Source organism: Salmonella enterica subsp. diarizonae, from assembly GCF_008692785.1.
Classification (GTDB): Bacteria; Pseudomonadota; Gammaproteobacteria; order Enterobacterales; family Enterobacteriaceae; genus Salmonella; species Salmonella diarizonae.
The window spans coordinates 226,766-251,249 of sequence record NZ_VXJV01000004.1; the positions used below are offsets into that span (position 1 = coordinate 226,766).

A 24,484-nucleotide genomic window follows, 5' to 3' on the forward strand; every position below is an offset into this window, starting at 1 on the left:
TAAGCTATTTGCTTATCGGCGTAAACAACGCAGAGTAATCCGCATTACAAATACGCTGTACCGCCGGATGCTGAATCATTCTTTCGGCAAAAATCGCATGATATTCTTCCATGACATTCTCGACGCGCCCAATCTCTATTACCGACTCATCGGCATAAAAATCCAGCGAATAAAGGCTCGGCGCCACAAAAATCGCATTGTGTGTCGCACCAAACGCCTTCATTAAGGCCGCGTCATCAAATTCGCCGAGAATCTCAACCTGCAACCCCTGCGAATTAAACCAGTTCAACAATTTACGCCCCAGCATCGAGCGACGTCCCGGCACCAGCAACCGTCGCTCTTCCAGGCAGGCAGGGAACGCTTTTTCGGGAAGCGGATTCGTGCACCAGAAACTGACGCTACATTCGCCGATTTTGACTGAGAATAGCCCCTCCTGCTGCGTGGAATCTATCGGGCAGTCGGAGATAATCATATCCAGCTTGTGCTGGCTAAGCTGTTCGAGCAACATTTCGTGCGTGGACTCGAAGCAACGTAGATGTATGGGTTCGTCCACCACCACCGCCGCATCCAGAACGCTACTGACCAGACGTTTGGATAAAGCATCGGCGACGCCAACATCGAACAACAAGTTTGATTCTTTACGGTAGTTGACGATATCCAGCATCTCCTGGCTTAGCGTAAACATTTTATCCGCATAGCGAAAAACCAGCTCGCCCAGTTCGCTGGGTTCAAGACCGCGCCCCTTACGTTTGAATAGCTTACCCTGTAAACGCTCTTCCAGTGCTTTGATTTGGCCGGTGATGGTTTGCGGCGTCAGAAAAAGCGCCTCTGCGGCGCCCACGACAGAACCTTCTTTATAAACATGCCAGAAGTAATAAAGATGGTTGTAGTTAATATGAGACATGCTCATTTCTCTCCCTGATCAATGTCGTAAGGGAGCGATACATCGCTCCCCTTTCCTTCGTACTGGTTATGCCGGCGCATTCAAACGCGCACGCAACCAGCTATATCCCACGACTGCGGAGAGCAATGAGCCAATCAAAATGCCCAATTTCGCCCAGTTAATAAGTTCCGGATCGACGTTGCCAAATGCCAGGCTGGCGATAAAGATGGACATCGTAAAGCCAATCCCGCACAAAATGCCAACCGCCATGATTTGCTGATAAGTGGTCCCCTGCGGCAGATGCGCCAGCTTGAAACGCAGCGCCAGCCAGCAAAACAGGCTAATCCCCAGCGGCTTCCCAATCAGCAGACCGGCGATAATTCCCAGCGGCAGCATTGAGGTCAGGCCATCAATCGTGACGCCCTGAAGAGAAACGCCGGCATTCGCAAAGGCGAACAGCGGCAGGATCAGGTACGCAACCCACGGGTGCAGGACATGCTCCAGCCGCTTCGCCGGCGAACGACCATGTTTTTCTTTCAGCGGAATAAAGAAGCCGACAATGACGCCTGCCAGCGTCGCGTGAACGCCGGACTTCAGTACCGCCGTCCACAGCACTGCCCCGACCAGAATATATACTCCTGTCCGTCTGACGCCACACAGGTTCAACAGCGCCAGCACGGCAATCGCGAACGCCGCCACGCCCAGCGAGACGATAGAAAGCTCGCTGGTATAAAACAGCGCAATAATAATGATAGCGCCGAGATCATCGATAATCGCCAGCGCCATCAGGAAAATTTTCAGCGCCAGCGGAACCCGACTGCCTAACAGCGCCAGCACGCCCAGCGCAAAGGCGATATCCGTCGCGGCAGGGATAGCCCAACCCTCGCGAGTGACAGGATCGGAGTAGTTAAAAGCCAGGTAGAGCAATGCCGGTACAATCATCCCACCGATAGCGGCAATCACCGGGAAGGCGGCCTGGCGCAGACTGGCTAACGAGCCTTGCATCAGTTCGCGCTTAACTTCCAGACCAACCAACAGGAAAAACACGGCCATCAACGCATCGTTGATCCACAACAGCATGTTTTTGTTGATCTCTAGCGCCCCAACCCGTAACTGAACCGGCGTCTCCAGAAAATGATGATACCATCCACTGGTTGCGCCCATATTGGCCATCAGCATAGCCAGCGCAGCGGCGATGATGAGAATGATGCCTCCAGAGGCATCGCTGCTAAAAAATCGGTGCAGATGTTTCACTTTTTATTCTCTCTATCAGGTGAATTCTTCGAATCCACTATGTTACCCCGCCTGACTCATCGTTAAAATTAGATTATATATGATGAATAGCTCGTTTTTTACGAAATAAGGTCCGATTTGCACCGAACCTTTTTAGTGTAGTCAGTCATTGACGATAGAAAGCTACGCGTACAGATCCATTTTATACACCCGGAAGCTGGTAATATCGTAGCGATAGCCTTCCCCGTTCGTTGCCGCGTTTTTGTAGTAACCTGACGTCATGGTCGCTTCAAAAAGCACGGTTTTCTCCGTAGGCGCAATCTCCTGTAAAATTAGCAGCCCCATCGCCTCACTGCCCGCCTGCGGATCGATAATGGTCGGTTTAACCATGACCTGACAACTTTTCCCAGACATCATTACCTTCCCTGAAATAAAAGAACCTGATCCGGCACAGAGTGACCGGAGCAGGTGGGCATCGCCCTAAGTGGCATACTTAATTTTTTATAATTATTTCATTAGCCCCAGGTGACAGGCGTCGGCTTATCGCCACGGGCTTTCATCAGCGAATCGTTATCAATATCCTGTTTATACTTCAGGAACTTACCGTAAAGCTGTTTCTCAATCTGCGGCTGTTTACCAATTTGATTGAGCGTCCCGAAACGATCGGTTTTCAGGTTATAGAGGTATTTGGGTTTATTCTGGCGATCGATGATCATCTTCCAGTCGCCATCGCGGATCGCCCACTCATCCGTCGGATCGTCCTGGAACGGCATATCGATACCGAAGATCAGCGGTTTCTGGCGTTTTAAAGTCTTGCCCTTCAGTAGCGGAACTAAAGACTGACCGTCGTAGGTACGATTGGTCGGGAGTGTAAAGTCCATCATGTTGGCCAGCGTCGGCAACCAGTCAAGACCATATACCGGCGTGTCCGTTACCATTCCCTGTGGAATATGCTTACCGTATTTGATGATTGCCGGTACGCGAATGCCGCCTTCCCACAGGTTGTCTTTACGTCCGCGCAGACCGTCGGTTTCCCCGGCCAGGTTCAGCTCGTACACCTTACGCGCTTCACGCGTGACAGGACCGTTGTCGCTGGTGAAGATGACGATGGTGTTATCTTCCTCGCCCATCGCCTTGATTTTATCCAGCACTTTACCCACCTGCTCATCCATGTAGCTGATGTTCGCGTAGTATTCGCCGGTGCCGCGCCACGGTTTATCCGCCCAGTCGCCGTAGAACAGATCCGGATGCTGTTTCTGGTAGTCGGACATGTACTGCGAGTACATATCAAGGTATTTTTTCGGCGACGCCAGCGGGCTGTGGACTTCGGTAAAGGCGACATATAAGAAGAACGGATTATCGTCTTTCTTATTATCCAGCCAGTTCACCACTTCAGAACTCACAAACTCGCCGCTCATCGTATCCGCGCGGCCAATATGCTGGCCGTTGCGTATCCACCCTGTAGGATGCACCACGCCATAACGCGGACGTTCTTTCGCGTTGTCCAGGGTGGAGTCGGTGACAAAGCCCGCCGGGTTATACAGCGAATAATCAAAGCCCATGTCTTTCGGCTGCGGCTGATCGGTGCGATCGCCGCCCGCGTTCAGGTGTAATTTCCCCATCATCGCCGTGTCGTAGCCCTGCTGTTTCAGCAGATTGGCGATGGTCAGCTCATTACGCCCCAGCGCAACATCTTTGCCTTCCGGTATCCAGGAACGGATTCCGGTACGGAACGGCATACGGCCAGTTAACAGGCCCGCGCGGGAAGGAGAACACAGAGGCGCTGGCGCATAATAGTCGGTAAACTTCACCCCCTCCTGCGCCAATTTATCTATGTTAGGTGTTTTAACGATGCGGTGCCCGTAGGTGGCGAGATCGCCATACCCTAAATCATCCGCCAGAATAATGACTAAATTAGGGCGCTTTGCGGTTGCCGCTTGCGCGGTGGATAATACGCTTCCAGCGCATAGCGCCAACCCTATCATACTGGCAACGACTGTTCTTTTCATTTCAACTCCTTTGAGTTATCGCACGGTCTGATTACGATATATTTGCCGATAGACCCGGCTGCGGAATACAGCCTAAATGAATTGCACTATTACATTCGATTTGTCTTATATTTCTTTAATCAACATCGTTTTATCGCAGGAAATTATTCATATGCATTATAATATTAATGCCATAAATATATTTCGTGCTAAAGAAAACACGCCTGAAGCAGGCTATAAAAAAATGGATCGCGAACGAGTGATGCAGATCTCAAATATAGCTCATGTGTCAGAACCGCTGTTGTGATGTCAATATATGTTGCTGTTTCAACGATAACATCCTCATTCACTGGCAGTAAGTTGTCTTTGCGAGAAATTATTCCCATTCGAGGTTTCATTAATTTCTCGTTATCGGGTGTGAATTTTACAACAGAAACATAAATCACAAATAAAATAGCTACCACATAACAAACAACATTATCTAACACCAATAATTAATGAATATATATTGCTGATATTTTTCAGACATCTATCACCTACGTATAAAAAGACACTCCTTAGAATTCGCTTTTTTACACAACATTTCACTGTGTTTTTACCTCATGGAGTTGAGCATGAAAAATAAGAAATATATTAATAGTCTACTCGCCGCATGTGTTCTTTTCTCTTGCTTTAATGGCCAGGCAACAGAGCTTAAACGCGTATACGGCAAAATTAGCCTGGGGTACGGCGACTGACTTTAACAGTTATGTCCTCGGCTGGGCCGCAGCAGATAACTTCAATATGTTTAATGAAAAGTTTATCATTGTGAACTGGAACGACGTTGAAATGGTTCGCAACTTTCTTCGTTCTTGAAATAGCCCGACGTCACCGTCGCTTCAAACAATGCCTCTTTCGTCTCTTTATTGATTTCTTGTAATACCAGTCAGCCTAATGCCTGTTGTCCTTCATCCGGATCGACAAGATCGCTGGAGCCCGGTTGCGCGGTAATGGTATCGATTTTCTGGTTAATCGACTCATGCGATGCGGGCAGGTTAACCATTGATGGGTTTTTCTTATCCATACATTTCTCCTGATTATTTCAGATACAGACAACGTACTGCCACAACATCCCAGCAAGTTGCTTGCCAAATAACCCAACCTCAGCAAGAGAAACCGTTTAATAATTTAAAATAAAACGTCCATAAAATAAAACCCAGACTAAAACTATTAGGATTTATTTCCCTGGCACTAATATAAAAGCATAACAGTTATGTAAAATTAATGCATTATAACTAATAGCCTATACCTTTTTCACGATTGACATAAGCCTTACGGCATAATTCAAATTATTTTACATCAACAATAAATCAATCAAAATACACCAACCTACCGATAAAAATTAACACTACTATCACTTTATTTTTAGAATAGCTAAACATGAAATTTTAGCCTTTCTAAAAAACCATCATCTTTGTGACCTGATACAATTTTTTTTCGCAAAAAGACGTCAGTGCAGCCTCACCAGTTGATCCATTAAAATTAATATGCATACTATTATCGCACCCCAAATTAAACTCAAAAAAAAATAATATCATGACTATTTATTTAATTAACGACACGCATACATACAATGATATAACAAATGAGCTAAAAAACATAAAAACGGGAAAGATGATAAAAATTGCCGCGATGCGTGTAAAGTGTCTGGAGTATATGCTAAACCACGCTCAACAAGAGATTATTTATAAACGCCAACTCACCAACGCACTTTGGGGAGAAAGAGGTCAATTTATCAGCGACGCCAACCTGACTCAAATTTTATATCTATTACGTCGCGACCTTAAAGGTTTTGGCCTGAGCCAATTTTTTTCTACCGTACCACGAACCGGGATTAAAGTAGATGCTGAAATCATTATCAGTAATGAAAAACCCAAAAAAACCTCTTCTTTAAGAAGAGCACAGTATAAGTATATGGTATTATTTTTCGCCTCACTAAGCATGATTACAATGATTATTTTCTTAATGCAATAATTTAATTCCAAATCTATAAATGGCATAAGGATATGCTATCTTTAACCAAAATATCAGGTTCCTTTTCTGGCTTAATCAGAGAGATGGACTGAAAGGTTGATATCAGATTCTTAGCATTTTTATAACTCATACTGTTTGTGGCCAGATAGGCATAAACAGGCAATGCGCGAAAAGTCATTTCATCAGGCATGCGCATTATTTTTATATTATAACGTCTCACATCTCTAAAATAAGCGGCAATCTTTCTTGGCAAAATCGCAACCATATCACCTTTTTCAACGACACCCATAATTCCAAATAATGAATCACTATGATAACCTATTTTCCTGCGCCCCGTATAAGGCGTACTGACCTTGAACAAGTCAATCGTGTCAGCGGTGAAAGAAGAGAACATATCTGAATGGTAGACAGCATGTCTGGCGGCATAAAAATTATATAAAGAGATTTGTTCAAGTCCAACCAGTGGGCTCTTTTCACCACAAACGCAAACAAAATCAGATAAGTTATCAATAAGATAACTTTCGATCATCGCATTCTTAATTTCCAGAATTCCCATAACCACATCCGCATATCCATGCGTCAGCATAGATGCAGGCGTGTACTCCCCTGTTTTTTTAATCGCATAATGTTTAATAACATGTCGATTAAGCAGCATGGTATCCAGCAATGCCGGAAAATAATAGTTTTCGGTTATATCACTGCCCAGAACGGTAAGTTCATTACTCTCCTGAATGTAGGTTTTATCGTAAAACGTATTCTCTATAGATTCAATTGCCTGGCGGAATACCTGATGGAGTGATTTACCTTTGCTGGAAGGGACTAAGCCTTGCCTGGTTCGGATAAATAACTCTTCGCCATAAAGACTTTGTAAGCGAAGAAGAGCCTGAGAGATAGCCGCAGGTGTGACGTCCAGCTTCCTTGCAGCCCTGGTTGCATTTCCCTCAGTAATAACCATATCGAATACTTTGATCAGATTGTAGTCAATTTTTTTAGCATTTTTTATTGGCCGCATATAGCTTATCCTGGCTGGCATACTCTGGCACTATCACTTTAGGCGCAGATTAACCTCGCGCCACATTTATTTCAATAAAATAAATCGCTTATCTTATCTGTTTGCTAATAAATTATAATTTTATTTACATAGTTTCATGCCTGAGTGAAGCAAAAACATATAAAACCATATTATAAAAACATCAAAAACATCTAACACACTTTATAAAAAAACAAAAAAGCATGATGTTATCTTATTTAATCACAAATGATTCTCTTATTCCTTTGAGATTCTCTACGCTTATCCGTGCTGATGTACGGAGTACTTTACTGCCAGTGAACACACCGACAGTGTGAAATTTTACCTTATGAATATCAAAATGGAGTGAATTCATGAGACAATACACTATCAATGACGAATTCATTTATAATGAAACGTTAAGAGAAATAATATCATTGCGTGATAAAAAGGTACTAAAAGTCACGCTCATGCGGGCCCGCTGTTTAAGCTATCTTTTTGAAAATGCCTACAGGAAACTGATCACGCGGGAAATGATTTCACAGGCGGTTTGGGGAGAGAGAAGCCAGTTTGTTAGCGATGCCAATCTGACGCAACTTCTTTATCTACTGCGACGAGATCTACAGCAAATCGGGCTTTTCGAGCTGTTCGTCACCCTCCCCAGACAGGGGATAAAAATTGATGAAAGATTTATCATAAACTCTGCTGACATGCCGCCACAATCCATTGAATATCATACTCATCGATATAGTAAAATTATATCCATGGGTATACCTGCTCTTTTTCTATTGATCGTACTATATTTTTTGGCGCCGTTTATTTAAATAGCAAGGCAACAGACCATGTCCCGATAAGTAGGGAATTATTTTACGTAATATCTTCCCATTATACTGACGGGACACCGCCTGCTGTCTGTTAATAAAAAATAACGACTACTCAGTCGTAGACAATGCGTAGCACTGTTAATTGCTTATCTTCATCCAAATAATCTTGTTTTACCATTGCATGAGGAGACGATATCGGCGTGGCTATATTCTCGACGAGAATATAGCGTTCAACCCCCTCTTTATTATGGCATTGAATTTCTAAGGTTCCCACGTCATTCCAGCAGCCAGCCTCGACTACCGAACCCATAAAATGAATCTGAGCGGTTGGTTTCGCTTTCCCTGCATGAACGATAAAGGAAAGTAAAATCACCGGTATTACGCAACGCATAGTCTTCATTTTACTTTCACTCCTGTGCGCTCTCCTCTGAGCGAATATCACCCCTTCGCTTTCTGAATCGCCGTTTGCAACATATCCTGAGTCGTGCTTCCCGGGATCACGGCAACCCGTTTTATGTCACCATCTTGCGTCTGGGGCATGACGACAAAAGCAGGCGTCCCGTTAAAATCCATATGCTGCGCCAGCGCCTGGTTAGTGAGTAGCGCATCATGTACCGCGCCGCGGCTTTGCACTTCTTTTACGACCGCCAACTGCGTCGGCGTCAGATAATGTTGCGCCAGGGTATAGACATCGTGTTCCGTTAACGCACCTTCAACCTTCCCCGTGGCATAAAGCGCATTATGCCAGGCGAGGTATTTTTCTCCCCCCTGTGTAAGCCATACCTGTTCGCCGACTCTTGCCGCCAGTCCGGATACCGGCCAGCGGGAGGAAAAAATAGGAAACTCTTTGAAAATAAACCGAGTATCCGGATTCGCCTTAATCAGATTTTCAACCACAGGCGCCATTTTGCTGCACCACGAGCACTGGTAATCAAAAAACATCACCACTGCCGCTTTTGCATCGGCAGGTCCAACGGAAGGAGTGTTACTGCTTAGCAGCTCAGCACGATACTGTAATGCCAGTTGAACATAAGCCTGTTGTTGCGCAATCTGCTGACGCTGATGCAACGTCTCGCTGGCGGCGACCAAAAATTCAGGATGTTCGGCCAGATACGTCGCCACCACTTCCCCCACTTTATCCGGATGGCTGACGATGTAGGCTTCCGCCGCCGGACCAATTTGCGACGTCGGGACAGAATCGGCGGCGATTGCCGCGCCGGATACCGCAACGCTTGCCAGCGTCAATATCGCCAGCCGGGAACGTTTTAACGCGTGATAATACATAATAAAAGTCTCGTTCGATAAGATCGGAAAGCCTCCCGCTATCGGGAGACGCCTGTAAAAATAGGGTAATGCACACGCGTCAGATCCACGGTTTGCGGCGGCATCACCCGCCCATAGTCATTAATACTTTGCCAGCGCACAGTGCAGCGAACCGTGTGCCGGCACCATTCCGTTTGACGCGTTGCAAAAGGCGCAACCACCCCGGCGTTATTCTGGGCGCGTCCATTGGCGCGCAGCAAAAAGAGCGTAACGTAATAGGGCGTCGGATTACGCACCGTCGCCCCATCGGGGGTAAGGTTCCAGACCAGATGCCGGTAAGCCTGCTGCGGCTCGCCAGCAAGTCCATCAGGGCGATAGAGCAGTTTTAAGGCTGAACGAAACGCCATTTGCACACGGTTCGCTTCCGGTTTACCGGAGGGAATAGCGGCGATACTTAAGGTAAACAGGCTTTCCCTGTCCGCTGGCAGCGGTTCACCGGTATAAACCACCCGCAGCGTGTTTTCCTGGCGCGCTGAAAGCATAAATAATGGCGGCGTGACCACGAATGGCGTGGAATTCCCTGCGCTTTTCGCCCCTGGCCATCGGTCGCCAGGTAAAAGATGCGTATCAATTAGCCAGAACGCGTCTGAATGGTTACTTACCGGTACGCTTAATGCCGGGGCGCCCGCATGATAGATAAAACGAGTACCGCCAATAACTACGCCGGCCTGCGCCCATGATATGGGAAGTAAGCACCAACACATCGCGCAGCGTAAAAAGAACTTATTCATACGCAAGAATAAAAGTCGCGGAAGCATTGGCGTCACCGGGCGTCACTGTACTGTCATCGGCAAGATAACGCGCGTAAAATTGCAGATGCGCCGACGCCTGCCCCGGGCTGAGCGTTACCACATCACTCTCCTGCCCCAGTGGAATTAAGGTTTTATTCTGGTCATAAAGCGCGATCCCAATGCCTGAAGCGTCGCTTTTCCCCGCTGTAAGCGCCAATAAATCCGTATTACGACTGTCCGCCGTACCGCTAAAACTGACCGTTACGCCACTGGCAGTGCTGCCGCAGTTCTGTAAATCGATAGCAAAAGGTTGCCAGGCGGAACCGTCACCCGCGCGATAAAATTGGCGTTGAGAAACCGCGCCCATCGCTACGTTAATATTTTCCGAGCCTGGAGAGAGGGAACAGGTATTGTCCGTGATGGTTCCGGAGACATAGACCCGTCCATCGTGCGCCAGGACGCCGGATACCGCCAGCAGCATCCCGATGCCGCACAGGATATCGCTACGCATAATTACGATGACTCCTCATTCATACTGCATATCGAAATACATGACCGCCGTCGCGTTCCCGGACGTGACCATTGGCCGGGTCGATTTATAGCGAATATAAAAAGACAGCGTATTGCGTCCGGCTTTCAACGGATAGACCACCGAGTCGGTATTATTGATACTGACGGTATCCTGATCCTCATTCAGAATTTCCACCCCTATACCGCTTGCCAGCATGCTTCCCATTCCGGTATCGGTGATCGCTAATAGCGCGGGATTGTCTGGATCGGGTTCGCCGGTAAACCAGATCTTCGCCCCGGCAATTCCTCGGGAACAATTTTTGAGGTTGATATTAAAGGGCTTAAATTTTGTCGTAGTTCCCATCGAGGGAAAATCGCCGACCGCAAACCGTCCTAAATCAATACTTTGACTGAGGCTGGAAATATCCATGTCGCAGGTTTGCGCCACAATAGTGCCGGTAAATTCGAGGTTATAAGCAAGGTCGTCAGCGCTGGCGTTGATTTCGGGGCACAGCATCAGCCCCATAGCAAAAAAAGCACAGTGTGATCTGTTCATTTAGTCAAAGTCCACTCGCAGGCTGGCCAACGCGGTAAACGCCCCTTCCGCGGGCGTTTCTCCTGTCGTACTCATCGGGTAGGCCTGCAACGTGATGTTAGCGCGTCCGGCGCTATCGGTGATAAAAGGCGCGACGCTCTGCACATCATTAGGGATAAGCGCGTTTCCTTCATCGGTTTCGACCACTACGCCGACATCCGCATTATCCGAAGCAATAGCCTGGGGAAAATGGCTATCCGGCGTAGCGATAAGACGCATCGTTAAATTGACCGGCGAATCCAGACCGCTGCACTTTACCGGTACACTGAATTTTTTCGCGCTTACCCCCACGGGTTTTTGGCCTGCGTGGCTAAAATTGCCGCTGTATAACGCGCCGAAATTCACCAGAATCGTTTGTCCGGCGTTGATTTCGCAGCTTTGCGGTACGGTCACCGTTCCGCTATAAAGAATGCTGTACACCACGTCTGTCAGCGGATCGCCGACGGCGGTCGTAACATAAACGTTGAACATAGTCTTAGGGCTGATATTCACCGTGCCGATGAACGGTTTAATAATTTTGAGTTGAAACTCCAGATTTGAGTTACGAACGTAAAACGGTTGGCCAGCTTTAACCTTTTCATCATGCCCCATAGGGATATTGTTCACTGGCGGATAGATATCGCCCGCCGCAGAATCCACAATCCGCATTCCGCCTTCAAGGTAGTCCGGGTCCAGCTTTACATATTTCCAGTTACCGCTCGTTTCTACGACCGGATATTGCGACACATAGGAGCGATAGGTCTGGCTATAGGTCGCCGCGCTGGCGGGACACACCGCTTGTACATTGACTTTCTGGCTTTTTTCCAGTTGGACCGTCTTTCCTGCCTGGTTTTGTTCTGCCGTCAACGTGGTCGTTAAATCGTAATTAACACTGGAAGGCACGCCGTTAACGTTTTTACACACGTCCGCAAATGCATACTGCGATACGACACTTCCTGTCAGCAGAGCAAATAAAAGAGGTATTTTCATTTAATGACACTCCGCATGTTGTCGACTCAGAATCTGACGGGAGGAAGAGAGATGATAGTGCGCGACACATTGTTGATCCGGCAGGTCCCCCCAGCGAACGTGCAGAACGCCTTGTGCTGACAACCCGGAAAGATAGAGCTCCCCGGCCTCGTCAACAATTGCCTCCGCATGGCGATCATTCACCGTCACCGTCGCGCCAAAGGGCACAGGTTTACCGTTATGATTCAGCGTCAATAAGGCTCGCGCGCCGACCCGCGCTTTAAAGCGGGCCAGAACCAGCGCGCCTTCGGTCGGCACAACGCGAGTCACCGCGTCATCAATATCAACATCATCGGCCATCGCGTTGATGTCCAGCGCCATACGGTTTTGCCGATACGTCGTCGCATACGGCACCACCGCATAGCCGCGCGCATCCGTATGAATACCCGGCTGGTCGACAACGCCGACATTAGCTGCGCCCGGCGCGGCAATCAAAATATTGGTATTGCCCAGCGGCTGGCTTAACGTGAGTCCATGCGCGTGCGCCACCAGACCGCCGCTCAGACCATAATTCACCTGCTGATAATCGCCGTTATCGCTGACGTTATAGCCAATGTTGGCATTACCTTTCGCCCCATCGTATTCCAGGCTGGCGGCGCCGCTTTCGCCAATACCGTGATTCTGATAACTTTGCTGTATGTTGTAACTAAGGTTATTTTCGTCCAGCAGCGTGCCGTTAAGGCCCGCATTCTGCGTAACGTTATGCTGTTTATCCGTACTGGTGCTAAAGGTGGCGTAAACGTTGTGATGGCGTGTAACCTCATCATCGTGTTGCAGCCATTGACTTAGCGGCACTGAGATATTCAGCGCAAAAATTTGATCGCGCTTTGCATCGCCTGAGGATTTGTTATTGTTGTAAGAAATGCTCCATGCAATACCCGCCAGCGTATCGCTGTATCCCACCTGCAACAGAGAATCCTTTTCATCGGTGTGCCAGTAACTTTGCTGACTGCCGGTAATAAAAAGCGATCCCAACCCGCCTAACTGCTGATTGATATCGAGTTGTACTTTCCCCCTCCGGGTATAATACAGATTGTAATAATCCGCCCATTCCGGCCTGCTTTTATCGTTGTCAGTCCGATCGTCATCGTCATAGCCGCTCATCTGTTTCCACGCCGTATCATCCAGCGTATAAAAGCCCGATGTTGAATAGCGATAACCCATGAGCTGTAAATGAGTTCCTGTCTGCGCAAGCGATTTGGCATACAGGAACCGCAGCGATTGTCCCTGGTGGGTGCTGTTATCCGCCAGCGTACTGGCGGCCTGGGTGACATCCAGCGACACCGCGCCCCAATCGCCCAGATTCGCACCGCTACCGATCGCCAGCGCATGATATTTACTGGAAAGTTGCGTTCCGCCATACAGCGTAAAGCCATGCGCTAAACCCCATATCAGCGTCGCCTGACTGAATTTCACCTTCTCTTTTTGGCTGCTATCGCCGCGATATTCCGCCACCGTTGCCGCGTACTTCAACCGCCCTTCTCGCTGCAGAATTGGCACGGCGGAATAGGGTACGTTATAGCGATTAATAGAGCCGTCGGATTCTTTGACTTCAACGGTCAAATCGCCGCTGGCGGCGGTGGGATAGAGATCATTGATAGTAAATGCCCCGGGCGGCACATAACGCTGATTGATGATGTAGCCGTTTTGCCGAATGGTCACTTGCGCGTTGCTTCTGGCAATGCCGTGAATGGTCGGCGCGAAGCCCTTCATGCTGTCTGGCAACATATTGTCGTCAGACGCCAGTTGTAGCCCTCGAAAAGGAAGGCTGTCGAACAATGCGGAGGGGGTATAACTGTCGCCCGCCGTCAGTTCTCCCTGCAAAAAGCCCATATCACGTTCCAGATAAGTACTGATATGCTGCCAGTTGCTGTCGCTATTCTGATCGCCGCTATTCGCGTTCCATGTGGAATAGTCGCGTAACCGCCAGGCCCCTAAATTAAGGCCGCTATTTAATCCAAGAAAATAGCTATTCTCCGCACTGCCGTCTGCGCTCCGATCCCGACTATTCGCGCCGGTAAACGTGTAATTCATTAGCAGCGCGTTAATACCTTCATCCCAGTATTGCGGTGGGATATATCCTCTGGCGCTGGCAATCATCGCCGCCTGCGGAATGCTAATGTCGAGACGTTGCTGCGCAAAATCAAAGCGGGTTCGGGCGACCGGTATCGCGCTGGCAAGATCCGGGCAACTTCCCGCCGCCGCCTTCGCCAACTGCGGAAACGCTCCGGTATTTACACCCATATTTTTAAGCATTTCAGGCGTCAGGCAGACGCGTAATCCGCTGTCATCGGTTGGCGCGCTTTTTCCCGCCGTTTTCACCGCCTGGAAGGCAATATCTTTGGTTGCGATAAAGGTATTATTCAGATAAATGTCAACGCGGTACACTCCCGCCGCCTGGGCATTACGGGAAAAGGTTGATAAGTCTGCCACCGCAGACGGGTCGTCAGACAGAAATGCCGGGTTAAAATAGTTTTCCGCCCACCCCGGCACCGGCGCCAATGCGATAGCCAGCGCCAGTCGGGTTAATACGGGTTTAACTACGCCGGAGTAGTATCGCGTCATGAAAAGCTTATCGCGCATAACATCATGAGGCTGAACAAACGTGGGCTGGTGTCGTTGCGCCAAAATCGTTTACCGTGCGCAGAGATACCTGACCGGGCGTTGCCGGGAGGGTGATCGAGCCTTTTGGCGGCACCATGGTATTCGGCAGTTTTTTCCCCGCGCTGTACAGTTCAACCAGCGAAACGTAGTACGGCGAAGGATTAACAATCGTTAACTGGTCGTGCGCGTTACGGCAGCGAAGCGTCGCCGGGGCATCGGTTGATACCTCCACCAGATTTTTCGGGCGAATAAATAGCTTAATCACACTTTGCGTCGCAATTTGCAGGGAGTTGCCGGCCAATTTATTTTTATCGACAGAGGGTATTGCTTTACTGTTTAAATAAAATACGCTCTCGCGATCGGTCGGTAATGACGGTCCGACATACATAATGCGTAATATATTTTCTTTTTTAGGTTGGATCACAAATAGAGGCGGCGTAACGATAAAATCCGTCGAGCGTGAACCATCGGCATTCGCAACCCATGACTGAATTAAAAAAACATTGCTGTCAGAGGAATTAATAACCGGCAAGGAGGTTTGTTTACTTCCCTGCGGATAAATCACCCTTGTCGCGCCCAGCGCAATGCCTCCCGCCTGCGCGGCAAACGACAGGCCGGCCGCCGACAGCAGTAGCAATAATCGAAGAAAAATTGGTACTGTTTTTTTCATCTACGTAATATCCTGATACCGTCGGTTTGTTACGCGCCGTAACGCGCGTAACGCCCCTCTTTCGTCGCCAACAGACGAGAAAAAATCCCGATGAGGAATCAGGAATAAACCATGCTAAATGTTGCAGTCGCGTTGACATTACCAGCAGTCGCGGCACCGGTAGCGATATAGTCCACGCTAAGCGGAACAACGTTTTCGCCATTGTTCAGGGTAACGGTGCTGGACGTTTCACCGATATTCAGCGCCTGGCCATCAGGTCCATAAAGTTGTAATGCCACATTCGTCGCCGAACCTGCACCGGCGGTATTCGCCAGCGACCCCGGCTGGTTTGCGTCCTGCTGACCATTAAAAATAACCGCCGCATTCTGGCTGGTCTGAGTATCGCAGTCTTCCAGCTTAATGGTGAAGTCTTCTTTTTGATTCGCCACCATACCGGCATCGGTTAATTTACTGGCGCGGACCTGGCCTAATGTCACGGTCTGATCGACAGAGTCAGCGGAAACAGAACAGGCGGCGTCAACCACCTGCCCGACAAAATTCACCGTACCGCCAGTGACGGTTGTAGTAGCCGCTTGTGCGGTGGAGAGCATTCCGCCAAAGGCAATCGCAGAGACCATTAATGCTAATACAGACTTTTTCATTCAAACTCCTTTTAAATATAAAATGAGGGTAATCAGATTTTTAACAAAGCGGCTACTGATATTGCTTCACAGCAATATCACGCCTTTTCTTATGCGAAAAAAAGCGTCTTCTTGTTCTGATATAAATGTCAGACAGCAATAAGACAGCAACTCAACGTTGTGAGTTAATCTTTACGTTATAATGGAATAACGATGTTATTAATTATTAGCAAGCCACAGACAAGTTGCAATCATCGACGTTTGGTTTTAAAGGACCAGAACTAACTTATTGTTTTATAAAAATTTACACCAGCCGTTTTACCCACGGCCTTTGACCACATTGACTTTTTGAAAATAATTTTCACAGCAATTTAAAATAAAACGCCGCATTAACAATAAAATAAAAATTCAGCCGCGATATGTAAATATATCGTTGCGTATAGTTCATCAATATGCTACTGGTAGTTTTCCGAGCGCCGTTAACCGACCATTATCGATATGGATATACCCGCCTTTTTTCAGTTCAGACAGAATTTTCATGGCCCGACTACGCGATATCCCGGTGCGCCGCTGAATAAAATTCAACACAATAATGTTTTCCCGGTAGGCCTGGGGATAAGCCCAAATCTCAATCAGCAGCGTCCGGACTTTCAGATAAGAATCAACGCCAACTAATTCACGGTCGCGCGCGCTCATCACCATCAGGCGGTAAGCCAGACAGCGGGCCACGTCTTGCCACAAATCACATTCATCGGCAATTTTTATAAAATCAGGTAAGCGAACAAATCTACCGGTACAGGCCGTTTCTGCGAGCAAAAAGTGCTCTGGTCGCGCCGGGACGTTATAGGTAGCGCCATAGCTGTCAACCATCCCCACGACCGATGGCGCAAACGCTGAAGATATATGGAGTCGGTTATCATTACGGCAGAAAGAAACGATCCCTGATTCCAGTAATACAATGTAGTTCTCATCGTTTGCCTGTAAATAAAACTCGTCGCCAATACCCAGCATAAACGGTTGACCAAACGGCAATAATGCCGAAAATAAGGCATCAATCGCCGCGTGAGGTTTAGCCTGCTGAGAAAAAAGAAAAGAGTGTAATAAATTCTCATTATTATCTTTAGCAAAAGCATCGTTCATCATTTTTTCATTAACGGTTGTCTACTCAATGTAGCGCCACAGTATAACCTCTCAAAAAGCGCTTAAATTAATAATAAATAACATCGCTATGCAGTATTTCTGTATTCAGAAAGCACTAATACGCAATATTTTTATGATTAAGATGATCCTTAACACAAAATGATTACAGAAAAGTAATGGCAAATTGCGTAAAAAGAATGAGAGGCAGATGGCGCAGGCAAAGAGACTCGAAAGAGCGCGCCTTCGAACCTCAAATCTATAGTCCAGATTAACGCAAATAAGCAGTGATATTATCTAAAATATCGTGGATCAGCATAATACTCTACCATTTTATCCGCCAGCCAGCCGCCGTCTTCACCGTTAGAATGGATTGTTGTAATACTGATAGTGGAACCGCCGCCCCATAAGATCGAGAAGACGTTAAAGTCCGGTAGGTTCAGCGCCTGCACCTGGCTCCAGTCATACCCTTTATCTTTACGTAAAAAGTCGCCGACGGTCGGGACGCCGTAAGTCGCGCTATTTAATGCCGTATTGAGTAGCTGCAAAGAGAGAGTGTCAGGATCGCTGCCAATGCGGGCGTCCCCCATAAAAAATGTTCCGCCAGATGCAAAGTGCGCTGCGGTGATTTTACTCACGCCTTCTTCTACTGTAGGCATATGGCCGCCAGGAATTTGCCACAACATGGCGGGCATCAGCAGCGCTTTCGTCACCTGTTTTACCATCTCCAGGTAATTAAGCCAGCACGTCGCATTCCAGCCGTAGTGGGCAAGCGCATCAGGACTGAAACAATCACGCTCAAATTTATCAAACGCAATAAAGTCCGGCGCATATTCTCCGCTATAAACTCCCAGTACATGAATAAATCCGGCGATCGCCTGCCCTTCAGCTACCGGATCAGCGGTATCGCGCAGCACCCAGTCCGCCGTTCCTGTCGCCCAGACATTCGTCTGCCAGCCAAAAGCCACATCCGGGGCAAACTGACGAACAAGATAGTTCACCGCCTGAATATAGCCGTAGAGATCATCGCTAAACGTCGGCAACGAAGGCGCGATAAAGCCAGTAATAGCCGGTAATGCTTGTATCGCCGCCGCCAGTTGGGCATTCACCGGCACACTGTTTTTTTGCCGTACTACGGTGTAGCCATACGGTCCTTGCTGTAGCGCCCCCAAAAAATCCGGGTTAAGCACAAAGGTGGCCGGAACTGGATGCGTCTCATCTTTGTATGACTGCGCCGCCAGACACTGGGTAATAAAGTTACCAAAATGGTTACGTAGCTTTTGCGCATCCTGTAAATCCGCCAGGGCGCTACCACCGCTGGCATTCGCGGTATAAATGACCATCACCGGCATGATGCTACGCCCGGCCTCTTTTTCTATCTGACGCACCAGCGCAACGGTTTTATGGATGGGTAACGTCGCGTAATCCAGAAAACCATCTCCGTTCACGTCAACCTCCGCCGCCGGAACCGGATCGCCGCCACCGTCAAAACCATCGTATTTAAACAACGCGCTAAACGGTACATCGCGATAAAGAGAAACCGTCTCTGGCGCGTTAACCGTCACGCCGCCATGAGCAAGGTAATCAGGCCAACCTTTTACCTGTAGCCTCACGCTGGGCAGAAACTCCAGCGCCACATGGTTGACCTTTTGCAACAAGCGTAGCGGCCCGGCCTGTTCACAACGCCACAGCACGCTATCGATGAAAATATCGTCAGTCTGAACATCATACAGCCCGGGCACAAAGCGTAATGCTAACGTCTGCCGATCGCTGCCGCTTTTCAGTATTAATGAGTATTGATATTTACCGCTGCTGAACAGATAACGCTGCGGCGCGACGCCGTCGGGCAGGCCCAGAATAGTGGCATCCACCGTCACGAAACTCGCCGTGTCGATCGCGGACTGTTGGTAAGCGACAGCAACCTCGGCAACCTGCGCCGCGGCAGGGATAAACCCCGTAAGCTGTACGGGTGCCGATATGAAGCGGTTATTAATCATCGCAGGCTGTAGATTGACCGTATAATGATGCCCCGCCAGTAGCCGGGTAATTAACTGCGGTTGGTTGGCGATAAGCGTGACGGTATGCTCATCCGCTTGCGTAGCGTCGGCGATCTCAACGGTCAATTTCGCATGACCAAGCGCAGGGTCGTCAATCATCAGACGCGCGCTGGCATAACGGACAATCGGTAGACAGGATACCTGGATCTGCGCGGCGTCGCCGCCGGATTGCAGCGTAACGGTAAAAGAGGACTCGACAGGCGCGATTTGCATCTCATCATTCGCCAGTACCGGTACGGTAAGCCGATACGTTCCTGCGCTAAGATCGCCTATTGTCAGAACCTCTCCCCACTCACCGACAAAGCGCCGGGTTTCGCCGGCAGGAAAGAGCAGCTCAATTGCCGGTTTGAGCGCCACGGTCTGCGTCATGGCAGGAAAGTGAACGCAAATTTTTCCCTGACGGGCAGGGTCATGGGCCAGCGTCGCGCTCAGATCGCTGATGGAAACCGGCGTCTGCGTGGCGGCCAGATAGCACTGTAATTCGGCGATATCCCCCGCCGCCAGCATCAGCGCGCCGTCATGATTAATGGTGATGGTATTCTTTTCGATGGGCCATCCCCCATCGCTGACCAGCGTTACGGCCTGACTCCCCAGCATCGTTCCCTGAAACGGACTGTAGGGATCGGGGTGCGCGCTGGTCGTAAAATTCAGTTGAAGCTGATTAAGATCTACCGCCTGGGCGTAGAGGTTGATTAGCGTAAAGGTGACGCGTTGATACCAACTCGCCGTATTCAACTCACTGACGCTAAGCATAAGACCGTGTTCCTGAAGGTCGTTATCCTTTTCCGGCATATCGGTTTCGGCTGGTTGTTCATCTGCGACGGGTATCGCTGGCGTGTCCTCATCGGATATCGTTTCAGACTCTGCGTCTTCGGATGAAGATGATGCCAGCGTCAACGTAATGGCGGACATTTTTACCGGCACCTGCGTCGCCGCGAGGCTGAAAGAGAGTGTCCCGTATTCGCCCGGCTGAAGAAGTAATACATCGCTGTTATTAATGATGATGTTGTTAGTTTCCAGCGTGCCATACGAAGTATCATTCAGCGTAAGCGGCAGGTTCCCTTTGAGCGTACCACCGCTATTTCCCCATGGATCGATGTGTCCGGAAGCCGTGAATAATATCGCGGCATGGTTCATATCGACCGGATTACCACTCTCATTGATGAAGGTTAAGGTGATTTTTTGATACCAGCTGTTGACGTCAAATGCGCTGGCATGGATGGAAATGGTCATGGTCTACTCTTCCGCTGTCCCTGGTGGAGAAAAGCCCCGGTAAATCGGGGCTTAAATCATGAAGCCCAATACATCGCGTTTAATACCGTGTATTAGTAAGCGCCAAGATCGGTCCACGCACCGCCGGCACTGCAGTTCAGGTCAGGCTGATCGCCCATAGTCCACCATTTCACCTGATAGTTATGGCCTTTCCAGCTAACGATTTCGAAAGTACCCCAGCTTGCGCCATAAACGGTAGAGGCCTCCCACTGCGCGTAAGGCGACGTTTTGTCATCTGCTGGCGTATCATCCTCAGCCGGCGTGGTATCTTCTTCCTCGTCAGGCACAGGAACGATAATTTCTTCTTCATCGTCTTCCTCCGGCTCCGGTTGTACCTGAGACAGCGCAGGTACAGCCGTCAGAACAAAGCGCTGTTGAGAGGATGGTTCGTTGTAGCAGTCGCGTACAAACAGGGTGAACTGGAAGACCGTTTTTTCACTAACTTCCGGTACCACAACCTCAATGATTTCTGCGGTTTTGTCTGCCACCGTGATTTGAGAAGGCACGCCCCAGCTAAAGGACAGCTCATCGTTATCTTCATCAGAAGAACCTGCGCCAGACAGTTGTACCGTAGATCCGCCTACGACCATCAGTTCAATCACCGCTTTCGGCGCGTGGTTGACCTTCTGCGCGTCGTCGCTGTCGCTCGGCTCTTCATCATTTTCTACATTGATACCTTCGAAGTAGAACGGTTCCATATCGATAACTTCAGATTCGATTTCATAACCCAGACCTTCACGCACGGCGTTAACCAGCACGCCGTTGTCCTGATCTATAGTCCAGGTAAATACGCCGCCCAGGCCCAGTTTCGCTGCATATTCGCCTTTCGCTTTAACAGTACGCGGCGTATCCAGGGATAAAAACAGTTTGGATTCCGGGTTATACAGGTAATCAGCGTCAGCAACCTGGTCGGTGTAAACGTTGAAACCGTTACGACCTTTCTGGTTTTCCAGATCCAGGTAGTTATAAATGACGTCATACCATTCACTGGTGCCGGATTCGAAGGAACCGGTAGTGGTTTCATATTCACCGTTGGACAATAATTTGCCTGGGTTATATGTACCTTTCAGCGGAGAGAGTAATTCCATTTCCACGTTGCGGGCATTACGGGTATAGCCCGCATAACCGATATTGATACGCTCAGCGGAGAAACCTTCCGCCAGCAGGTGATCAACGATGGTTTCGACAGACCAGCCGCCTTCTTCCAGCGCTTTGCGGTTGGTGTGATGGCCCAGCGTTTCCGCCCACGGAGTACCGAAGAAGTCATAAGTCATCAGGTTGATGCCGTACAGGCCGGCAGCCATCAGATCTTTTACTTTCGCATAGTCAAAAATATTGGTGACGGCAGAAGCGGCAATAGAGATCTTCACATTGCTCAAACCAGCGGAATCCAGTTGCTTACGTACTTCCGCAATCAGCAGCGCGTAGTTAGCGCCATCTTCCGCACCAAACGGGTTGCCCGCCCCTTCATTGTTCGGGTATTCCCAGTCGATATCCACTTCGCTAAACATCGGGAACTGTTTGAACAGTTTCACCACGCCTTTCGCAAAGATTTTACGAGAAGAGTCAGAAGCGGCGGTTTCGTGGAAACCGTTACTCATGCTCCAGCCGCCGATACTCATCGACAGCGCCAGCGTGTGGCCCGCTGCTTTTGCTTTTGCCTGCATATCACGCAGCGCGCCCAGCAGACCTTTTGCATTGGCCTGGGTAACGGTCATCGGATCAACGTCCCAACCGCTCACATCGAAACCTAAGTTGACATAAGACTGGAAGTCGCCCCACGGGTCGAGGAAAGTTGGCTCATACTTAACTTTGCCACATGCCGCCGCCGCTTCAGCGATGACGTCGCGGTCTTCTTTATCAACCTTTTTAAAACCGGTGATGCCGACAAAACCGAAAATCAGTTTGTCATACGCTGTCGGTGAAACGTTGGTCAGATCATAACCACGTCCACGATTTTTAGGGATATCGTCACCCTGCAGACGGCTGTCATACTGCGACCAGTCAGTGTAATAACCGAAAACTTTTGGTTTGGTGGTGGACTCTTTGTACTTGTTATAAACCGGCTTAGCGACACGAGCAGAGGTATAGCTTAATTTGCTGTCATCCGTGGCAGGATTAAAACCATCTGCTGCATTACTGGTTTCAGTAAGGGTATCACCTTGAATCAGTTTGCTTGTAGCCATTTTCAAATTTCCTTTTACGTTTAAAAATTGTCGCAGCTCGTTCTGCGGGGTCCATAATTGTTACAGACACAAAAAATGGCTAATCACAAAACATCATGTTTTTAGATGATATAAAAATCATAAAAATGAGGTTAACAGCACCGCCTGCCGAAGAGAAAACAACACCTCTCATCGCACGCTTACTCCGTTCTGGTGAGAACATAGTAAATATCATTTATCATGTAATTAAATATCATTTAATTACAATGAAATAATGTGACTTCACTCGCTATAGACAATGACAATACAATAAAACCAGTGATATTTATTGGATTAAGATACTTCTCATACAATATAGTCAGCACAGACAACCAGGATGTATATCTCTAAAGGAAGACGTTATGAAAAGTTATATCATTAATAGCAATTGTATTTACAATGAAGGTAAATATGAGCTGAGAACGTTCTCAAATTCACACGTTATTAAAATGACTGCGATGAGAGCTAAATGTCTCAGTTTCATCATCGAGAATGCTCACCTGGAGATTATCGAGCGACAAAAAATAACCAACGCGTTATGGGGAAGTCGAAGCCACTATGTTAATGATGCAAATCTAACGCAGATACTCTATTTAATCAGACGCGACCTTAAAGCGCTTGGCATTAACGATCTTTTTATTACCATTCCAAGACAAGGTCTCAAGGTTAATAGCGATATATCCATTACCGCGACGGACAGCAAAACAAAGGGAAGAAATAAACAGATTGTACGGCAAACCATCGCCGCTCTGACGACTGTATTCTCAGTAACGTTAGGTTCACTCATGTATCTGCATATTCACTAAGCGAAGGAAAGGGAAGATGAATCCAATTATAGATGGAATTATAGCGCTTGAAGGCGGCTACGTATTTAATCCTAAAGATAAAGGTGGCGCTACCCATTGGGGCATTACCGAAGCAACGGCGCGAGCGCATGGTTATGCTGGTGATATGCGGGATCTGACCCGCACCGAAGCCTACGCGATTCTCGAAGAGGATTACTGGATAAAACCAGGCTTTGATGTCATCTCGACGTTATCGTGGCCAGTCTCATTCGAGCTGTGCGATGCGGCAGTCAACATAGGCGCTTACCATCCCAGTGCGTGGCTACAACGCTGGTTGAACGTCTTTAATCACGAAGGTAAACGCTACCCGGATATTCATGTGGATGGCAATATTGGCCCGCGGACGCTTGCCGCTCTTGAACATTATCTGGTCCGGCGAGGCCAGGAAGGGGAAGCCGTTTTGGTGAAGGCCCTCAATTGCAGCCAGGGTGCGTACTACTTAAATGTTGCTGAAAAAAACCACAACAACGAACAATTTATTTATGGCTGGATTAAGAATAGAGTAACCTGAATCAGGCTGAAAAAAGGCGTATAAAAGGCTCACGGATGAGCCTGATATTGCGAAGAATAATTAATCTGAAGTATTCCCTTCGATAATTTTTTTAATTCTCTGCCCAAGTATTTTTAAAATGGGACCAGCGAAAACACCACCTAAGCCTGCCGCCAGCAGAACCATGTTGAAACTACACTCTTTTTCAATCGCAATCGCGCTTAGCAAGAAACTGGTAAAACAGGAAATAACGATCTGCGTTAAACAATATTTAATACTTTCATGAGAACTATTATATTCTTTCTTATCTTTGCGTAAAAGATAGCTGACAAAGCCCCCCCACGCGCCAATCGCAATAATAGTGAGTAAGATCTCCAGCTCCAATAGCACAACTTCCGTTGTCGATACATGGTTGGGAATAGACATTTTAACACTCCTGAATCATTATAAATGAATAATTAACACGAG

Annotated in this window: 22 protein-coding genes and 3 pseudogenes; 6 read left to right on the plus strand and 19 right to left on the minus strand. The window is 48.2% G+C overall.

All coding sequences use genetic code 11. From position 1 onward, the window contains the following. Positions 1–4: 4 nt before the first annotated feature. The 4 genes and pseudogenes from nhaR to F4V72_RS10150 all read right to left on the minus strand — a co-directional run bounded on the left by nhaR (position 5) and on the right by F4V72_RS10150 (position 4,125). Positions 5–910 carry a transcriptional activator NhaR gene (gene nhaR, locus F4V72_RS10135; protein WP_000062873.1) on the minus strand — a complete coding sequence of 302 codons (906 nt, stop codon included), beginning with the start codon at positions 908–910 and terminating at the stop codon, positions 5–7. Between the two features lie 60 nt (positions 911–970). Beyond that, positions 971–2,137, minus strand: coding sequence for a Na+/H+ antiporter NhaA (nhaA, locus tag F4V72_RS10140; protein ID WP_053509911.1), 1,167 nt, complete (start codon positions 2,135–2,137; stop codon positions 971–973). A 162-nt stretch (positions 2,138–2,299) separates the two neighbouring features. Continuing rightward, positions 2,300–2,491 (minus strand): annotated as a pseudogene (locus tag F4V72_RS10145) (aryl-sulfate sulfotransferase); the annotation flags it as partial. Positions 2,492–2,631: 140 nt separating this feature from the next. Continuing rightward, complete coding sequence (locus F4V72_RS10150; RefSeq protein WP_070789392.1) at positions 2,632–4,125, minus strand: sulfatase family protein; 1,494 nt, start codon at positions 4,123–4,125, stop codon at positions 2,632–2,634. Between the two features lie 151 nt (positions 4,126–4,276). Between F4V72_RS10150 and F4V72_RS24605 the strand changes: the two genes are divergently transcribed. Both F4V72_RS24605 and F4V72_RS24780 read left to right on the plus strand, forming a co-directional pair. Further along, entirely contained in the window at positions 4,277–4,411 is a 135-nt protein-coding gene (locus F4V72_RS24605; RefSeq protein WP_254888664.1) for a hypothetical protein, read from the plus strand. Between the two features lie 307 nt (positions 4,412–4,718). Then, positions 4,719–4,838, plus strand: a pseudogene (locus tag F4V72_RS24780) (outer membrane protein OmpK); the annotation flags it as partial. A 104-nt stretch (positions 4,839–4,942) separates the two neighbouring features. On the opposite strand, the pseudogene F4V72_RS24785 reads toward F4V72_RS24780, so the two are convergent. After that, positions 4,943–5,098, minus strand: a pseudogene (locus tag F4V72_RS24785) (hypothetical protein); the annotation flags it as partial. A 581-nt stretch (positions 5,099–5,679) separates the two neighbouring features. On the opposite strand from F4V72_RS24785, the gene F4V72_RS10165 reads away from it, so the two are divergent. After that, positions 5,680–6,117, plus strand: coding sequence for a winged helix-turn-helix domain-containing protein (locus F4V72_RS10165; protein ID WP_136058495.1), 438 nt, complete (start codon positions 5,680–5,682; stop codon positions 6,115–6,117). Between the two features lie 13 nt (positions 6,118–6,130). Here F4V72_RS10165 and F4V72_RS10170 read toward each other — a convergent pair whose 3' ends face one another. Continuing rightward, the gene (locus F4V72_RS10170; RefSeq protein WP_136058496.1) at positions 6,131–7,129 is read right to left on the minus strand and encodes a LysR family transcriptional regulator; all 999 of its coding nucleotides are present in this window, start codon (positions 7,127–7,129) and stop codon (positions 6,131–6,133) included. 371 nt (positions 7,130–7,500) lie between these two features. Here F4V72_RS10170 and F4V72_RS10175 point away from each other — a divergent pair, with 371 nt between their 5' ends. After that, complete coding sequence (locus F4V72_RS10175; protein ID WP_023245642.1) at positions 7,501–7,950, plus strand: winged helix-turn-helix domain-containing protein; 450 nt, start codon at positions 7,501–7,503, stop codon at positions 7,948–7,950. Between the two features lie 112 nt (positions 7,951–8,062). On the opposite strand, the gene F4V72_RS10180 is transcribed toward F4V72_RS10175, so the two are convergent. From F4V72_RS10180 to F4V72_RS10235, 12 genes are all read right to left on the minus strand, one after another. After that, complete coding sequence (locus F4V72_RS10180; RefSeq protein WP_023245641.1) at positions 8,063–8,350, minus strand: hypothetical protein; 288 nt, start codon at positions 8,348–8,350, stop codon at positions 8,063–8,065. A gap of 38 nt (positions 8,351–8,388) precedes the next feature. Continuing rightward, a complete protein-coding gene (locus F4V72_RS10185; protein ID WP_053529500.1) occupies positions 8,389–9,234 on the minus strand; it encodes a DsbA family protein in 846 nt (281 codons plus the stop codon). Between the two features lie 38 nt (positions 9,235–9,272). After that, positions 9,273–10,031 carry a pili/flagellar-assembly chaperone gene (locus tag F4V72_RS10190; RefSeq protein WP_023245639.1) on the minus strand — a complete coding sequence of 253 codons (759 nt, stop codon included), beginning with the start codon at positions 10,029–10,031 and terminating at the stop codon, positions 9,273–9,275. Next, on the minus strand, positions 9,997–10,515 hold the full coding sequence (locus tag F4V72_RS10195) for a fimbrial protein BcfF (protein WP_023245638.1): 519 nt from the start codon (positions 10,513–10,515) through the stop codon (positions 9,997–9,999). The genes F4V72_RS10190 and F4V72_RS10195 overlap by 35 nt, the downstream gene beginning before the upstream one ends. Positions 10,516–10,530: 15 nt before the next feature. Further along, a complete protein-coding gene (locus tag F4V72_RS10200) occupies positions 10,531–11,070 on the minus strand; it encodes a fimbrial protein BcfE (RefSeq protein ID WP_063390100.1) in 540 nt (179 codons plus the stop codon). Continuing rightward, positions 11,071–12,078, minus strand: coding sequence for a fimbrial protein BcfD (locus F4V72_RS10205; protein ID WP_023245636.1), 1,008 nt, complete (start codon positions 12,076–12,078; stop codon positions 11,071–11,073). It lies immediately after the preceding gene. Next, the gene (gene bcfC / locus F4V72_RS10210; RefSeq protein ID WP_053509897.1) at positions 12,079–14,700 is read right to left on the minus strand and encodes a fimbrial usher BcfC; all 2,622 of its coding nucleotides are present in this window, start codon (positions 14,698–14,700) and stop codon (positions 12,079–12,081) included. A gap of 4 nt (positions 14,701–14,704) precedes the next feature. Beyond that, a complete protein-coding gene (locus tag F4V72_RS10215) occupies positions 14,705–15,391 on the minus strand; it encodes a fimbria/pilus periplasmic chaperone (protein ID WP_023245634.1) in 687 nt (228 codons plus the stop codon). Between the two features lie 98 nt (positions 15,392–15,489). After that, the gene (locus F4V72_RS10220; protein ID WP_023245633.1) at positions 15,490–16,032 is read right to left on the minus strand and encodes a fimbrial protein BcfA; all 543 of its coding nucleotides are present in this window, start codon (positions 16,030–16,032) and stop codon (positions 15,490–15,492) included. 426 nt (positions 16,033–16,458) lie between these two features. Further along, positions 16,459–17,154, minus strand: coding sequence for a winged helix-turn-helix transcriptional regulator (locus F4V72_RS10225; protein WP_044135962.1), 696 nt, complete (start codon positions 17,152–17,154; stop codon positions 16,459–16,461). A gap of 287 nt (positions 17,155–17,441) precedes the next feature. After that, the gene (locus tag F4V72_RS10230) at positions 17,442–20,438 is read right to left on the minus strand and encodes a chitinase (protein WP_136058497.1); all 2,997 of its coding nucleotides are present in this window, start codon (positions 20,436–20,438) and stop codon (positions 17,442–17,444) included. 92 nt (positions 20,439–20,530) lie between these two features. Then, complete coding sequence (locus tag F4V72_RS10235; protein ID WP_063390097.1) at positions 20,531–22,663, minus strand: glycosyl hydrolase family 18 protein; 2,133 nt, start codon at positions 22,661–22,663, stop codon at positions 20,531–20,533. 380 nt (positions 22,664–23,043) lie between these two features. Between F4V72_RS10235 and F4V72_RS10240 the strand changes: the two genes are divergently transcribed. Together F4V72_RS10240 and F4V72_RS10245 are read left to right on the plus strand one after the other, a co-directional pair. Beyond that, a complete protein-coding gene (locus F4V72_RS10240; RefSeq protein WP_023245629.1) occupies positions 23,044–23,487 on the plus strand; it encodes a winged helix-turn-helix domain-containing protein in 444 nt (147 codons plus the stop codon). 16 nt (positions 23,488–23,503) lie between these two features. After that, entirely contained in the window at positions 23,504–24,037 is a 534-nt protein-coding gene (locus tag F4V72_RS10245) for a glycoside hydrolase family 108 protein (RefSeq protein ID WP_114048535.1), read from the plus strand. Positions 24,038–24,097: 60 nt separating this feature from the next. Here F4V72_RS10245 and F4V72_RS10250 read toward each other — a convergent pair whose 3' ends face one another. Beyond that, complete coding sequence (locus tag F4V72_RS10250) at positions 24,098–24,442, minus strand: phage holin family protein (RefSeq protein WP_023245627.1); 345 nt, start codon at positions 24,440–24,442, stop codon at positions 24,098–24,100. Between the last annotated feature and the right edge of the window lie 42 nt (positions 24,443–24,484).